Annotated in this window: 12 protein-coding genes; all 12 read right to left on the minus strand. The window is 55.1% G+C overall.

The genetic code is table 11. From position 1 onward, the window contains the following. Nucleotides 1-3: 3 nt before the first annotated feature. Nucleotides 4-1,845 carry an NADH-quinone oxidoreductase subunit L gene (nuoL, locus tag AB3N39_RS14485; protein ID WP_023325763.1) on the minus strand — a complete coding sequence of 614 codons (1,842 nt, stop codon included), beginning with the start codon at nucleotides 1,843-1,845 and terminating at the stop codon, nucleotides 4-6. After that, nucleotides 1,842-2,144, minus strand: coding sequence for an NADH-quinone oxidoreductase subunit NuoK (nuoK, locus tag AB3N39_RS14490; protein WP_003861496.1), 303 nt, complete (start codon nucleotides 2,142-2,144; stop codon nucleotides 1,842-1,844). The genes nuoL and nuoK overlap by 4 nt, the downstream gene beginning before the upstream one ends. Continuing rightward, complete coding sequence (gene nuoJ, locus AB3N39_RS14495; protein WP_008500212.1) at nucleotides 2,141-2,695, minus strand: NADH-quinone oxidoreductase subunit J; 555 nt, start codon at nucleotides 2,693-2,695, stop codon at nucleotides 2,141-2,143. Before nuoJ ends, nuoK begins: the two co-directional genes overlap by 4 nt. Nucleotides 2,696-2,705: 10 nt before the next feature. Beyond that, complete coding sequence (gene nuoI, locus AB3N39_RS14500; protein ID WP_003861491.1) at nucleotides 2,706-3,248, minus strand: NADH-quinone oxidoreductase subunit NuoI; 543 nt, start codon at nucleotides 3,246-3,248, stop codon at nucleotides 2,706-2,708. Between the two features lie 13 nt (nucleotides 3,249-3,261). Continuing rightward, nucleotides 3,262-4,239, minus strand: a complete 978-nt coding sequence (nuoH, locus tag AB3N39_RS14505; RefSeq protein ID WP_008500211.1) for an NADH-quinone oxidoreductase subunit NuoH — start codon at nucleotides 4,237-4,239, stop codon at nucleotides 3,262-3,264. After that, nucleotides 4,236-6,959, minus strand: coding sequence for an NADH-quinone oxidoreductase subunit NuoG (gene nuoG, locus AB3N39_RS14510; RefSeq protein ID WP_133294854.1), 2,724 nt, complete (start codon nucleotides 6,957-6,959; stop codon nucleotides 4,236-4,238). Before nuoG ends, nuoH begins: the two co-directional genes overlap by 4 nt. A 55-nt stretch (nucleotides 6,960-7,014) precedes the next feature. Further along, nucleotides 7,015-8,352, minus strand: a complete 1,338-nt coding sequence (gene nuoF, locus AB3N39_RS14515) for an NADH-quinone oxidoreductase subunit NuoF (protein WP_003861487.1) — start codon at nucleotides 8,350-8,352, stop codon at nucleotides 7,015-7,017. Next, entirely contained in the window at nucleotides 8,349-8,849 is a 501-nt protein-coding gene (gene nuoE / locus AB3N39_RS14520; protein ID WP_006176513.1) for an NADH-quinone oxidoreductase subunit NuoE, read from the minus strand. Before nuoE ends, nuoF begins: the two co-directional genes overlap by 4 nt. 2 nt (nucleotides 8,850-8,851) lie before the next feature. After that, nucleotides 8,852-10,654 (minus strand): NADH-quinone oxidoreductase subunit C/D, encoded by a 1,803-nt coding sequence (gene nuoC / locus AB3N39_RS14525; RefSeq protein WP_023312537.1) that lies wholly within the window; start codon nucleotides 10,652-10,654, stop codon nucleotides 8,852-8,854. 89 nt (nucleotides 10,655-10,743) lie between these two features. Then, nucleotides 10,744-11,418, minus strand: coding sequence for an NADH-quinone oxidoreductase subunit NuoB (gene nuoB / locus AB3N39_RS14530; protein ID WP_003861482.1), 675 nt, complete (start codon nucleotides 11,416-11,418; stop codon nucleotides 10,744-10,746). A 15-nt stretch (nucleotides 11,419-11,433) separates the two neighbouring features. Continuing rightward, nucleotides 11,434-11,874, minus strand: a complete 441-nt coding sequence (gene nuoA, locus AB3N39_RS14535; protein WP_014171000.1) for an NADH-quinone oxidoreductase subunit NuoA — start codon at nucleotides 11,872-11,874, stop codon at nucleotides 11,434-11,436. Between the two features lie 630 nt (nucleotides 11,875-12,504). Beyond that, entirely contained in the window at nucleotides 12,505-13,443 is a 939-nt protein-coding gene (gene lrhA / locus AB3N39_RS14540; protein ID WP_133294855.1) for a transcriptional regulator LrhA, read from the minus strand. Nucleotides 13,444-14,085: the final 642 nt, after the last annotated feature.

Genomic DNA, 14,085 nt, shown 5'->3' on the forward strand with positions numbered 1-14,085 from the left:
CGATCAACGCAACACCATCAGCAGCGCCAGCACGACAACCGCACCGATGCTCATGGACGCCACATACCAGCGCAGGTAACCGTTCTCGCTGTACAGCAGGCCTTTACCTGCAAAGCGGGAAAGGATCGCCGGGATATTCATCAGGCTGTTCAGCGGGTCGCGCTTCAGCAGCCACGCGATGCCCAGGAACGGCTTAACGAAGATCATGTCGTACAGCCAGTCGAAGCCCCACGCGTTGTACCACCAGGTGCCCAGCAGGCGGCCCGGCGCACTGTTGGCCACGGCAGTGACCAGCGTACGTTTGCCCAGCCACAGCCATGCAGCGATCAGGATGCCCGCGATAGCGACCACACCGGAGGTGATTTCAAGCGTCAGAACGCGACCGTGCTCAAGCTCGGTGGTGTCCGGCAGTACGCCCTGCAGCGGTGGCACAATCATCGCGCCAACGAAGGTGGACAGTACCAGCAGCACAATCAGCGGCAGGTGATGGGTAATCCCCTTCCCTGCGTGAGCGTGAATTTGTTCTTTACCGTGGAATACGATGAAAATCATACGGAAGGTATACAGGGAGGTCATGAACGCGCCGACCAGACCCGCAACCATCAGATTGATATGACCATTCGCCATGGCACCCGCAAGGATTTCGTCCTTACTGAAGAAGCCCGCGGTGATCAGCGGCAGTGCCGCCAGCGCCGCGCCGCCCACCAGGAAGCAGACATAAACCAGCGGAATGGACTTACGCAGTCCGCCCATCTTGAAGATGTTCTGCTCGTGGTGGCAGGCCAGAATCACGGAACCGGATGAGAGGAATAGCAGCGCTTTAAAGAACGCGTGCGTCATCAGGTGGAAAATGGCCGCGTCCCACGCCTGAACGCCCAGCGCCAGGAACATGTAACCAATCTGGCTCATGGTGGAATACGCGAGAACGCGCTTGATATCGGTCTGCACCAGCGCGGCAAAGCCTGCCAGCACCAGCGTGACCGCACCGACGATACCCACCAGATGCAGAATTTCCGGGGTCATCAGGAACAGGCCATGGGTACGCGCAATCAGGTAAACACCGGCGGTAACCATGGTCGCAGCGTGGATCAGCGCGGAGACAGGGGTTGGACCCGCCATCGCGTCGGCCAGCCACGTCTGCAACGGCAGCTGCGCGGATTTACCCACGGCACCACCCAGCAGCATCAGCGTTGCCCACCACAGCATGTTGTTGCCTGCCGCGAAGTGCGCCGGCGCCAGTTCCACCATTTCGCGGAAGTTCAGCGTGCCCAGTTCGTTGTAAAGAATGAACAGCGCGAAAGCGAGGAAGACGTCACCCACGCGGGTCACGACGAACGCTTTCATGGCCGCTGCGCCATTCTTCGGATCGGTATAGTAGAAACCGATCAGCAGGTAAGAACACAGACCTACGCCTTCCCAGCCCAGATACATCAGCAGCAGGTTATCGGCCAGCACCAGAACCACCATGCTGGCGATAAACAGGTTGGTGTAGGCGAAGAAGCGGGAGTAACCCTCTTCACCGCGCATATACCAGGAGGCGAACATGTGGATCAGGAAGCCGACGCCGGTGACCACGGAGAGCATGGTCAGCGAGAGGCCGTCCAGCACCAGGTTGAAGCCGATGTTAAAATCACCGACCGACATCCAGGTCCACAGCGGTACGCTGAAAGGCTGACGCCCGTTGTTAAAGAAGTCGATACCCGCATACGCTGTCACCAGCGCGGCCAGGCCAACAGAGCCCATGCCGACGGTCGCAGACAGATTCTCAGACCAGCGGCCGCGAGAAAACGCCAGCAGTACGAAGCCAATCAGCGGAAAAATAATGGTTAAGGCAAGCATGTTCATCCACGCAACTCACTTACTGAATCGATGTTCAGATTCTGGCGGCGACGATGGAGCTGCAGCAACAGCGCCAGGCCAATACTCGCTTCGGCAGCCGCGAGGCTGATGGCGAGAATGTACATCACCTGACCATCGGTCTGGCCCCAGTAGCTTCCGGCGACCACGAAGGCCAGCGCGGAGGCGTTAATCATGATTTCCAGCCCGATCAGCATAAACAGCAGATTGCGGCGGATAACCAGACCGGTCAGACCCAGAACGAATAAAATCGCAGCGAGGATCAGTCCATGTGTTAAGGGGATCATGCGCGCTCCTCCGTTTTTCTTTTCGCGCGGTCGTCAGTGCGGTTGCTCAGCACCTCGCCAGCACGCTCTTCGCGGCCAACGTGGAAAGCCACAACCAGACCTGCCAGCAGCAGCATTGAGGCCAGTTCAACCGCCAGAACGTATGGGCCAAAGAGCGTGATACCTACCTCTTTCGCGCCAATCGGCGTGCCGTCGATGCCCTGATCGTTAACACCCAGAATGGCGTAAACGATCACCACCAGCATGATGGCCGACAAAATTGCCGGGCCGATCCACACCTGCGGTTTTAACCACTGACGTTCCTGCTCAATTTCAGAGCCGCCCAGGTTCAGCATCATCACCACGAACACGAAGAGCACCATGATGGCCCCGGCGTAGACGATGATTTCCAGCGCACCGGCGAAGTGCGCGCCCAGTGCGAAGAACACCCCGGAAATGGCCAGCAGCGAGATGATTAAGTACAGCAGCGCATGTACCGGATTGGTGTGCGTAATCACTCGCAGCGTAGCCAGGATGGCGATAAGGCCACAGATATAAAAAGCGAATTCCATTGCCCTCTCCTTACGGTAACAGGCTCTTGACGTCGATAGGCTTAGCTTCGTTCTCTGCTTCGCCCTTATCTTTGCCGTCGATTGCCATACCCGCCATCCGGTAGAAGTTATATTCCGGGTATTTGCCCGGACCGGAAATCAGCAGATCCTCTTTCTCGTACACCAGGTCCTGACGCTTGTACTCACCCAGCTCGAAGTCTGGAGTCAGCTGAATCGCCGTGGTTGGGCACGCTTCTTCACACAGACCGCAGAAAATGCAGCGTGAGAAGTTGATGCGGAAGAACTCAGGGTACCAGCGGCCGTCTACCGTCTCGGCTTTCTGCAGAGAGATACAGCCTACCGGACACGCTACCGCACACAGGTTACAGGCAACGCAGCGCTCGGAACCGTCCGGGTCGCGCGTCAGCACGATACGGCCACGGTAGCGCGGCGGCAGATATACCGGCTCTTCCGGGTACATCCGGGTTTCGCGTTTGGCAAACGCGTGCAGGCCGATCATCCAGATACTGCGTACCTGGGTACCGAAGCCTACCAGTAATTCTTTTAAGGTCATGGTCTATTGCCCCTTATGGCTGCTGCCAGAGAATGACAGCGGCCGTTACCAACAAGTTGACGAGCGTCAGCGGCAGGCACACTTTCCAGCCGAAGGACATTACCTGGTCATAACGCGGACGCGGTAACGCTGCGCGAATCAAAATGAACATCATCATGAAGAACGCGGTTTTCAGCGCGAACCAGATGAACGGCGGTAAGAACGGGCCATGCCAGCCACCGAAGAACAGCGTTACCATCAACGCCGAAATGGTGACGATACCGATGTACTCGCCCACGAAGAACAGACCGAATTTCATACCGGAATATTCGATGTGGTAACCGTCGGCCAGTTCCTGTTCGGCTTCTGGCTGGTCAAACGGGTGACGGTGACACACTGCCACGCCCGCGATGGCAAAGGTAATAAACCCAAAGAACTGCGGAATAACGTTCCAGATGTCGGCCTGGTTGTTGACGATGTCGGTCATGTTGAATGAACCGGCCTGCGCCACCACGCCCATCAGGGAAAGCCCCAGGAACACTTCGTAACTCAGGGTCTGCGCGGAAGCACGCATCGCACCCAGAAGCGAGTATTTGTTGTTACTGGACCAGCCTGCGAACAGCACCGCGTAAACCGCGAGGCCTGCCATCATCAGGAAGAACAGAATGCCGATGTTCAGGTCAGCGACCACCCAGGTCGGGCTGACCGGAACGATAGCAAATGCCAGCAGCAGCGAGGTGAAGGCGATCATCGGTGCCAGAGTAAAGATCACGCGGTCAGAGAAGCGCGGGATCCAGTCCTCTTTAAAGAACATCTTGATCATGTCCGCGACCAGCTGGAGTGAACCACCCCAGCCCACGCGGTTCGGTCCGTAACGGTTCTGGAACAGACCGAGCAGACGACGTTCACCAAAGCTCATGAACGCGCCGCAGGTGACCACCACCAGCAGGATTACAATCGCTTTCAGAATGCTCAGCAGGATGTCGATAAGATCCGGCGTTAACCAACTCATGCTTTTGCCTCCTGCAGATTATCAAGACGCGCACCCGCCAGAACCGGCGCGATGCCTGGCATACCCATCGGCAGACCCACCTGCCCTGCTGTCAGACTTTCAGAAATAATCAGCGGCAGGCTGATGGTCTGGCCGTCATAGCTAAAGGCGATGTTTGCACCCGCGTTAACGCCAAGCTTCGCGGCATCAGCCGGGTTAAGCTTGATGTACGGCTGCGGCATACGGGTCTGGAAGACCGGTGAACGCTGGGACAGCTCGTCGCTACCGAACAGGTGGTAGTACGGGGCAATACGCCAGCTACCGTCCTGCGCCTGGAAGCGCGCCGGTACGGTGGTGAAGAAGTCCAGACCGGTTTCGGAGGCTTCAATCAGACGCACGCCCGGATCGCCGTGGCGCAGGGAGCCGCCCACTTCAGCCTGGAACTTGTTCCATGCCTGCGGGGAGTTCCAGCCCGGTGCCCATGCGAACGGGATTTGCGAACGCGGCGCAGACGGCTGGTTGTTCCCTTCCATCGAGAAGGCGAACATGGTGTCTTTATCCTGCGGCTGGCGCGGTTCGTGCACGCTGATGTTGGCACGCATCGCAGTACGGCCACTGTAACGGTGCGGTTCACGTGCCAGTTTCTGGCCGCGAATGCGGAAGCTTGCTTCAGGCGCGGCATCTTTAATGCCTGCCAGCTGAGGCAGTTTTTCGACTACCGCGTCGATAACGTGGTCGAGCTGCGTCCAGTCCACTTCACGGCTCTGCACGGTGCTGTGCAGGGAGTGCAGCCAGCGCCAGCTTTCCAGCATCACGGTGTTGCTGTCGTAGTACGCCGGGTCATAAACCTGGAAGAAACGCTGCGCGCGGCCTTCGTTGTTGATAACGGTACCGTCGCTTTCTGCGAAGCTTGCCGCAGAGAGCACCAGGTGCGCTTTGTCCATAATCGCGGTGCGCTGATGGTCAATCACCATCACCAGCGGCGCTTTGGAGAGCGCAGCGTCAACGCGAGCGGCAGAAGCATGACGATGCAGGTCGTTTTCCAGCACCACCACGGCGTCAGCGGCACCGGATTCCAGTTCGCTTAAGGCTTCTTCCAGCGAGCCGCCGCCAATCATGCCCAGACCAATGCTGTTCACCGCACGGGCAATCATGGTCACGCCGACGTCCGCACCACGGCCTTTCAGAGCTTTGGCCACGTTGGCTGCCGCCTGAATGATCTCCGCGCTACCGGCGTTGGTACCGGAAATAATCAGCGGCTTCTTCGCACCTGCCAGTGCCTGAACAATCACGTCGACCTTGTTTTGCAGGTCGCGATCCAGCTCAACGGCCGGTGAGCTGTTGTCCAGCGCGTGGGCAATCGCAAAGCCGAGGCGCGCCTGATCTTCAACCGGTGCGCAGTAGGTCCACGCCGCGATATCGTCCAGACGGGTGTTGTCGACGTTGGTCACAAACAGTGGATGCTTCGCGCGCTGGCCGATGTTCAGGATCGCCGCAATCTGCCAGTCAGCCACTTTCTGCGCCGCTGCCATTTCACGTGCTTTACCCTTCACCGCCTGGCGAACCGCCAGAGCCGCGCGTGCGCCGGTCTGCGTCAGGTCTTCACCCAGCACCAGGACCGCATCATAGGATTCGATTTCGCGCAGCGCAGGGGTATGGATACCGCCTTCACGCAGCACTTTCAGTACCAGCTGCAGACGTTCCTGCTCGCCCTGGGCGATACCGGTATAGAAGTTTTCCGCCCCAACCAGCTCGCGCAGGGCGAAGTTGCTTTCGATGCTGGCGCGCGGAGAGCCGATACCGATCACTTTCTTCGACTGGCGCAGAATGTCTGCCGCGCCCTGCATCGCCTGTTCAGCGTTCAGGGTAATGAAGTCGTCGCCACGGCGTTGAACCGGCTGACGCGGACGGTCCTTCAGGTTCACATAGCCATAGCCGAAACGACCGCGGTCGCACAGGAAGTAGTGGTTAACGGTACCGTTGTAACGGTTTTCGATACGACGCAGTTCGCCGTAGCGCTCACCCGGGCTGGTGTTGCAGCCGAGGGAACACTGCTGGCAGATGCTTGGCGCAAACTGCATGTCCCATTTACGGTTGTAACGCTCGGAGTGGGTTTTATCCGTGAATACGCCGGTCGGGCAGATTTCTACCAGGTTACCGGAGAATTCGCTTTCAAGCGTACCGTCTTCCGGACGACCGAAGTAGACGTTGTCATGCGCGCCATACACGCCCAGATCCTGACCGTCCGCGTAGTCTTTGTAGTAACGCACGCAGCGGTAGCAGGCGATGCAGCGGTTCATTTCGTGAGAGATGAACGGCCCCAAATCCTGGTTACGGTGGGTACGCTTGGTAAAGCGATAGCGACGGAAGCTGTGACCGGTCATCACGGTCATATCCTGAAGGTGGCAGTTACCGCCCTCTTCACAAACCGGACAGTCGTGCGGGTGGTTGGTCATCAACCACTCCACCACGCTCTCGCGGAACTGTTTGGCTTCTTCGTCGTCAATCGAAATAAAAGTGCCTTCGGTGGCTGGCGTCATACAGGACATCACCAGGCGACCACGCGTGTCTTCCGCGTTTTGATATTGCTTCACCGCACACTGGCGGCAAGCACCGACGCTGCCCAGCGCCGGATGCCAGCAAAAGTACGGAATATCGAGGCCAAGAGACAGACAAGCTTCCAGCAGGTTGTCCGCCCCGTTGACTTCGTATTCTTTGCCGTCTACATGAATCGTAGCCATTAGCATGCTTCCAGTTGGCTCGGTCGAAACCGAGCGTTAATCAAAATTCTTGTCGTTACCAGCGCGCTTTCAGCAGGTTCGGCTGAATACCATTGATCGAATGGGTATTGCTGAACGGCTGCTTGATGCCTGCTTCGAATTCGTCGCGGAAATATTTAATCGCGCTCTGCAGCGGCTCGACGGCACCCGGTGCGTGGGCGCAGAAGGTTTTACCTGGCCCTAAGAATCGACACAGTTGCTCAAGCGTCTCGATATCGCCCGGCTGGCCTTCGCCGCGCTCGATGGCGCGCAGGATCTTCACGCTCCACGGCAGACCATCACGGCACGGTGTACACCAGCCGCAGGACTCACGGGCGAAGAACTCTTCCAGGTTACGGACCAGCGAGACCATGCCGATCTCGTGGTCGACGGCCATCGCCAGCGCCGTACCCAGACGGCTGCCTGCTTTACCAATGCTTTCGAATTCCATCGGCAGGTCAAGGTGGGCTTCGGTCAGGAAGTCCGTCCCTGCCCCGCCCGGCTGCCAGGCTTTAAATTTCAGGCCATCGCGCATGCCGCCGGCGTAGTCTTCAAGAATTTCGCGTGCGGTGGTACCGAACGGCAGCTCCCAGACGCCAGGATTTTTAACGCGACCGGAGAAGCCCATCAGCTTGGTACCGGCATCTTTGCTTGAGGAGATGCCCTGATACCACTCCACGCCGTTGGCGAGGATAGCCGGAACGTTACACAGGGTTTCGACGTTGTTTACGCAGGTCGGTTTACCCCACACGCCGGAGCTTGCCGGGAACGGTGGCTTGGAACGCGGGTTCGCACGGCGACCTTCCAGGGAGTTAATCAGCGCGGTTTCTTCACCACAGATGTAACGCCCGGCACCGGTGTGCACGAACAGTTCGAAGTCAAACCCGGTGCCCAGGATGTTTTTACCCAGCAGGCCCGCTTCGGTGGCTTCGGCAATCGCGCGACGCAGGTTTTCCGCCGCTTCGATGTACTCACCGCGCAGGAAGATGTAGCCACGGTACGCTTTCAGCGCGAACGCGGAAATCAGCATGCCTTCCACCAGCAGGTGCGGCAGCTGCTCCATCAGCAGACGGTCTTTATAGGTACCCGGCTCCATTTCATCGGCGTTACACAGCAGGTAACGGATGTTCATGGATTCATCTTTTGGCATCAGGCTCCACTTCAGACCGGTGGAGAAGCCCGCGCCGCCGCGGCCTTTCAGGCCAGACTCTTTTACCGCGTTGACGATGTCGTCCGGCGCCATGCCGCCAAGGGCTTTACGCGCACCGGCATAGCCGTTTTTGCTCTGATATTCGTCGAGCCATACTGGCTGTTTGTCATCACGCAGACGCCAGGTCAGCGGATGCGTCTCAGCAGTACGAATTACAGTTTTCATTTGTACTGCTCCAGCAGGTCAGGAATCGCTTCCGGCGTCAGATGGCTGTGAGTGTCCTCATCAATCATCATGGTCGGCCCCTTGTCGCAGTTACCCAGGCAGCAGGTTGGCAGCAGAGTAAAGCGTCCATCGAACGTGGTCTGGCCCGGCTTGATATTGAGCTTCTTCTCAATCGCAGCCTGGATGCCCTGATAACCGGTGATGTGGCAGACAACGCTGTCACAGTAGCGGATCACATGGCGGCCAACCGGCTGACGGAAGATCTGGCTGTAGAACGTGGCTACGCCTTCTACGTCACTTGCCGGAATACCCAGCACTTTCGCGATCTCATAGATCGCCCCATCCGGCACCCAACCACGCTGTTTCTGTACGATTTTCAGCGCTTCAATGGACGCCGCACGCGGGTCTTCGTAGTGGTGCATCTCGTGCTCAATGGCGGCACGTTCTGCTTCACTCAGCTCAAAAGCCTCGGTTTGTGGTTGTTGATTCTCGTGCATAATTAGCGGTCCACATCTGACATAACAAAATCGATACTACCAAGATACACAATCAGGTCAGAGACCAGACTGCCGCGGATGGCGGACGGGATCTGCTGCAGGTGCGCAAAGCTCGGCGTACGCACGCGGGTACGGTAGCTCATGGTGCTGCCGTCACTGGTCAGGTAGTAACTGTTAATACCCTTGGTCGCTTCAATCATCTGGAAGGATTCTTGCGCCGGCATGACCGGACCCCAGGAAACCTGCAGGAAGTGGGTGATCAGGGTTTCGATATGTTGCAGCGTGCGCTCTTTCGGCGGCGGCGTCGTCAGCGGGTGATCCGCCTTGAACGGGCCTTCCGGCATGTTGTTGAGGCACTGCTCAAGGATGCGCAGACTCTGGCGCAGTTCTTCCACTTTAAGCATCACGCGGGTGTAGCAGTCGGAAACACCGCCGCCCACCGGGACTTCAAAGTCGAAGTTCTCGTAGCCAGAGTAAGGACGGGCTTTACGCACGTCGAAATCAATACCGGTCGCACGCAGACCTGCACCTGTTGTCCCCCACTCCAGCGCTTCTTTCGCGCCGTAGGCAGCAACGCCCTGGGAACGACCTTTCAGGATGGTGTTACGCAGCGCGGCTTTCTCGTAAGACGCCAGACGTTTTGGCATCCAGTCGAGGAATTCACGCAGCAAACGGTCCCAGCCGCGCGGCAGATCGTGTGCCACACCGCCGATGCGGAACCAGGCCGGGTGCATACGGAAACCGGTAATGGCTTCTACCAGATCGTAGATTTTCTGACGGTCGGTAAAGGCGAAGAACACCGGGGTCATCGCGCCGACGTCCTGAATGAACGTGGAGATGTACAGCAGGTGACTGTTGATACGGAACAGTTCTGACAGCATGACGCGAATCACGTTGACGCGATCCGGCGTAACAATACCGGCCAGTTTCTCAACGGCCAGCACGTATGGCATCTCGTTGACGCAGCCGCCGAGGTACTCGATACGGTCGGTATACGGAATGTAGCTGTGCCAGGACTGACGCTCGCCCATCTTCTCAGCACCACGGTGGTGGTAGCCGATGTCCGGAACGCAGTCGACAATCTCTTCGCCATCAAGCTGAAGAATAATACGGAATGCACCGTGCGCAGACGGGTGGTTTGGACCGAGGTTGAGGAACATGAAGTCCTCGTTGTCGGTACCGCGCTTCATGCCCCAGTCTTCCGGTTTGAAGGTCAGCGCTTCCATTTCCAGATCCTGCTTGGCTTTAGTCAGCTCAAACGGATCGAATTCGGTTGCACGTGCCGGGTAGTCTTTACGCAGCGGGTGGCCGGTCCAGGTCTGCGGCATCATGATGCGCGTCAGGTGCGGATGGCCGTCGAAGGTCATGCCGAACATTTCCCAGGTTTCACGCTCATACCAGTTGGCGTTCGGGAAAAGTTTGGTGATCGTCGGCAAATGCATGTCGTTTTCAGACAATGCCACCTTGAGCATGATATCCGTATTACGGTCTATTGAGATCAGGTGGTAGAAAACGGAAAAGTCCGCAGCAGGGAGACCCTGGCGGTGGGTACGCAGACGTTCATCCATGCCGTGTAAGTCAAACAGCATGACGTACGGTTTTGGCAATTTCTTGAGGAAATCGACAACTTCCAGCAATTGCTCACGCTTCACCCAAACAACGGGTACCCCGGTGCGGGTAGCCTGAACAGTAAAGGCATCCGGCCCAAAACGGTTGCGCAGTTCGCCAATGACTGGGTCATCCAGATGATCCCGGGTCTGCCAGGCGGCTTCTTGCGCGGTTAAGTCGGTCATATTGTTCACCATTGCAAATGGTCCGTGGTGACTGTTGAGCCTGGCTTCGCGCTATTTGAGTAGTGATATGCGAAGGTGTTCTCCAGGCCTACAGGCGCAATTTAAATTTCGTCAGGCGTGCGCAGATTGGTGACGGCAATACGTTCACCACGTTTACGCTCGCGCTCAGACTGCATGTTCGCGCGATACACACCCTGATCGCCAACAACCCACGACAGTGGGCGACGTTCTTTACCGATAGACTCCTGCAGCAGCATCAATGCCTGCATGTAAGCTTCCGGACGTGGCGGGCAACCCGGGATGTACACATCCACTGGGATAAATTTATCTACGCCCTGTACGACGGAATAGATGTCGTACATACCGCCAGAGTTAGCACATGCCCCCATGGAGATAACCCATTTAGGCTCCAGCATCTGGTCATAAAGACGCTGAATAACAGGTGCCATTTTGGTAAAACACGTACCGGCTACCACCATCAGGTCAGCCTGACGTGGGGAAGCACGCAGTACCTCTGCCCCAAAACGCGCAACGTCATGCACCGCAGTGAATGACGTCACCATTTCAACGTAGCAGCAAGAAAGGCCAAAGTTGTAAGGCCAGATGGAGTTCTTACGACCCCAGTTGACCATATCGTGCATGGCATGTTCGAGTTTGCCCATGTACACGCTTTTATTGACTTCTTGCTCCAGGGGGTCGGTTACGATCTCCTGTTTTTGCAGGGGGTAACGGTCATTCTCACCGTTAGGATCTATGCGGGTGAGCGTATAATCCATCTTATTGCCTCGCTGTTACTGCTGACGATTAGAGATACTGTTTTCCGGGTTGATGTGTTCACGACGTGAACGCGCAGGCGTCCAGTCAAGCGCGCCAATACGCACCAGATAAACCAGACCGGCCAGTAGCACTAAAATGAAAATTGCGGCCTCGACAAAGCCTACCCAACCACTTTCGCGGATGGACGTTGACCATGCGAAAAGGTAAAGCGCTTCCACGTCGAAGATGACGAAGAACATGGCTACCAGATAGAACTTGGCAGACAGGCGTAAGCGAGCGGAACCTACTGAATCAATACCTGATTCGAAAGGTGTGTTTTTGTGCCTTGCACGGGCGCGACCGCCCAGGAACCAGCCGCCGACTAACATCAGGCAGCACAGGCCAATGGCTACAATAAGAAAGATTGCGAATGCCCAGTGATGAGCGATGACTTCTGTGGATGTTGACATACTCATTGCTTACTCATCAAAAGTGATACCAACGACACTGCTCTTGCTGGCAGATGGGCATCACATCGATTCATGGGGAGGAACAAATAACCTTACACTAACTGTCAGAAATGAGACGTAGACAGCAAAATGATGGGGTTTTTTACTCCTTTCTATAACCTATTGTCAACTTTAACAAAGGTTTCTTCACATTAAATTACATCGAGCGATTCTCATTAACATTTGGTGCCCTTTAACCCTGGTGGGTGCATGACTTTCCGTCAAATGTATGTTGTTGAATCGTGTCCGTTTCGGAAGTAAAAAAAATAACCCTCCTATTTTGACAGGATTTGCCAACGATTCCTCCCCCCAAATAGGAGTATTTTCTTGATCTGTGACACGCTTTTGTTAATTCAACCAGGAAAACGGCAACATATTTCCTGTTTTTTTAACATGAGAGGGATATGGATGAAGTTAGAACGGAAAACGGACAATATGTAAGCAAAATCATTTAGCTTATTGATAAATAGAGAGTATCCTGAAAATCCATATGCTATAAGCGGATATTATTGCTAAAAAAAAGCCACTGCATGCGAAAATCACACGAGTGGCTTTTTTTTACACTTACATTTTGTTACCAGAATTTTGAGCTGGCGATCACTCAAAATCCCCTTCAACGATCAGGGAGTCATCCCCCCCTTCGGAGGTAACGCACTCGAACTGCCACGGGTTATGGTAGTTTTCCATCGCCTCGAACACCACCTTTGCCAGCTCGTTATGGCTGGACGAATTGTGGCAGAGCAGATATTCCGTATCCGGCAGCGCAGGCAGGCCATCGGATTTTCCCAGAACGCGCAGATCGGGGCTCATCATCTCTACCGGACGCGCCGTTACACCCAGACCGGCCTTCACGGCTGCACGGACCGCTGGTAACGTGGAAGCCACATACGCCAGACGCCACGGAATGTTGGCCTCATTCAGCGCCGTGAGCACCATATCGCGAAACGGGCTCGGGTCATCCAGTAAGACCAGTGGCACCGGTTCCCCTTTTTGCAGCACGTATTCGGCTGCACAATACCAGTGCGTAGGCGATGTACGCAGCGTCAGGCAATCAAACTGCCCGGGACGATGCGTAGTCACCACCAGGTCGACTTTATTCTCATTTAACATCTCAACCATAAAAGCATTACGCTTTACGCTAACGTCCAGTGCAAGCTTCGGATAAACCGAACTAATACGGTTGAGAAGAAACGGCAATATTGTATCCGCTGACTCATCAGATGCGCCTAACGTTAGCACCCCTTGTAGGTTGCTAAACATTAATGACATACATGCTTCATCATTAAAGCGAAGAATTTTCCTGGCATAACCCAGAAGCTGAATACCGTGTTCCGTTAAGAGCTTATTACGCCCATGACGCGCAAAAAGCTCTTTACCAACCAGTTGCTCCAGCCGCTGCATTTGCTGGCTGACGGCGGACTGAGTTCGGCAAACGGCGGCAGCAGCTGCTGCAAAAGTGTTGAGATCGGCGACCGCAACAAACGTTCTCAGCAGATCGAGGTCGAGATTCATTATCGGACGATTTGCATTTATCATATCTATTCACTTTCAGGTTGCTCGTGCGGAGCTGCCCGGGTTGAAGCTGTGTGTAACAGTTAAGCAATTCCCTCTGAAGGTTTTCCCTCGCATCCCGGCCCGGCAGACTGCCTGACAGATAGTTATTGTGCTGCTTTATATCAACAGTCAGAAAGCACGTTTCATGACGTTATTTTTATTCTCTTAAACGTTCAGGATATTTAGATGTTCGCAGGTTTATGTAAATTACATTAAAGGTATAACACCTTTTCTGCCATCTTTATCGCAGCGCTGTCAACGTAGCAGGAGATGTTCGACACATTCCAGCCAGAGATAACTCCAACAATAACAATCAATTAATTCGGAAAATCAGTTACAGATATACAAAAGGCGTGTATCTGCCCCCTGCTTTCCTGTAAGACATCTTAACCCAAATCCACTTTATTTATAAGTCTTATTGCAATATTGAGGATTAAAGAAGAATGTTAAGCTTCTAAACTAATTTTATTAAAATTAACTAAAGTTGCATTTTATAGGTTAATAATAAATAAATTTTAATTTAGATTAAGACCATTCATTAATGGCACTTAACATTAATTTCACATGAGTAACTTTTAGCCACATTATGCTTTTACAGGAACATTCCTCAAGCATTCAGGATTT

This window comes from Enterobacter vonholyi (assembly GCF_040834095.1).
In the GTDB taxonomy this organism is placed as follows: Bacteria; Pseudomonadota; Gammaproteobacteria; order Enterobacterales; family Enterobacteriaceae; genus Enterobacter; species Enterobacter vonholyi.

Excerpts from the sequence above, each read along its gene's own strand:
- nuoL (WP_023325763.1), bottom strand. The coding sequence starts at position 1,845 with ATGAACATGCTTGCCTTAACCATTATTTTTCCGCTGATTGGCTTCGTA.
- nuoK (WP_003861496.1), bottom strand. The coding sequence starts at position 2,144 with ATGATCCCCTTAACACATGGACTGATCCTCGCTGCGATTTTATTCGTT.
- nuoJ (WP_008500212.1), bottom strand. The coding sequence starts at position 2,695 with ATGGAATTCGCTTTTTATATCTGTGGCCTTATCGCCATCCTGGCTACG.
- nuoI (WP_003861491.1), bottom strand. The coding sequence starts at position 3,248 with ATGACCTTAAAAGAATTACTGGTAGGCTTCGGTACCCAGGTACGCAGT.
- nuoH (WP_008500211.1), bottom strand. The coding sequence starts at position 4,239 with ATGAGTTGGTTAACGCCGGATCTTATCGACATCCTGCTGAGCATTCTG.
- nuoG (WP_133294854.1), bottom strand. The coding sequence starts at position 6,959 with ATGGCTACGATTCATGTAGACGGCAAAGAATACGAAGTCAACGGGGCG.
- nuoF (WP_003861487.1), bottom strand. The coding sequence starts at position 8,352 with ATGAAAACTGTAATTCGTACTGCTGAGACGCATCCGCTGACCTGGCGT.
- nuoE (WP_006176513.1), bottom strand. The coding sequence starts at position 8,849 with ATGCACGAGAATCAACAACCACAAACCGAGGCTTTTGAGCTGAGTGAA.
- nuoC (WP_023312537.1), bottom strand. The coding sequence starts at position 10,654 with ATGGTGAACAATATGACCGACTTAACCGCGCAAGAAGCCGCCTGGCAG.
- nuoB (WP_003861482.1), bottom strand. The coding sequence starts at position 11,418 with ATGGATTATACGCTCACCCGCATAGATCCTAACGGTGAGAATGACCGT.
- nuoA (WP_014171000.1), bottom strand. The coding sequence starts at position 11,874 with ATGAGTATGTCAACATCCACAGAAGTCATCGCTCATCACTGGGCATTC.
- lrhA (WP_133294855.1), bottom strand. The coding sequence starts at position 13,443 with ATGATAAATGCAAATCGTCCGATAATGAATCTCGACCTCGATCTGCTG.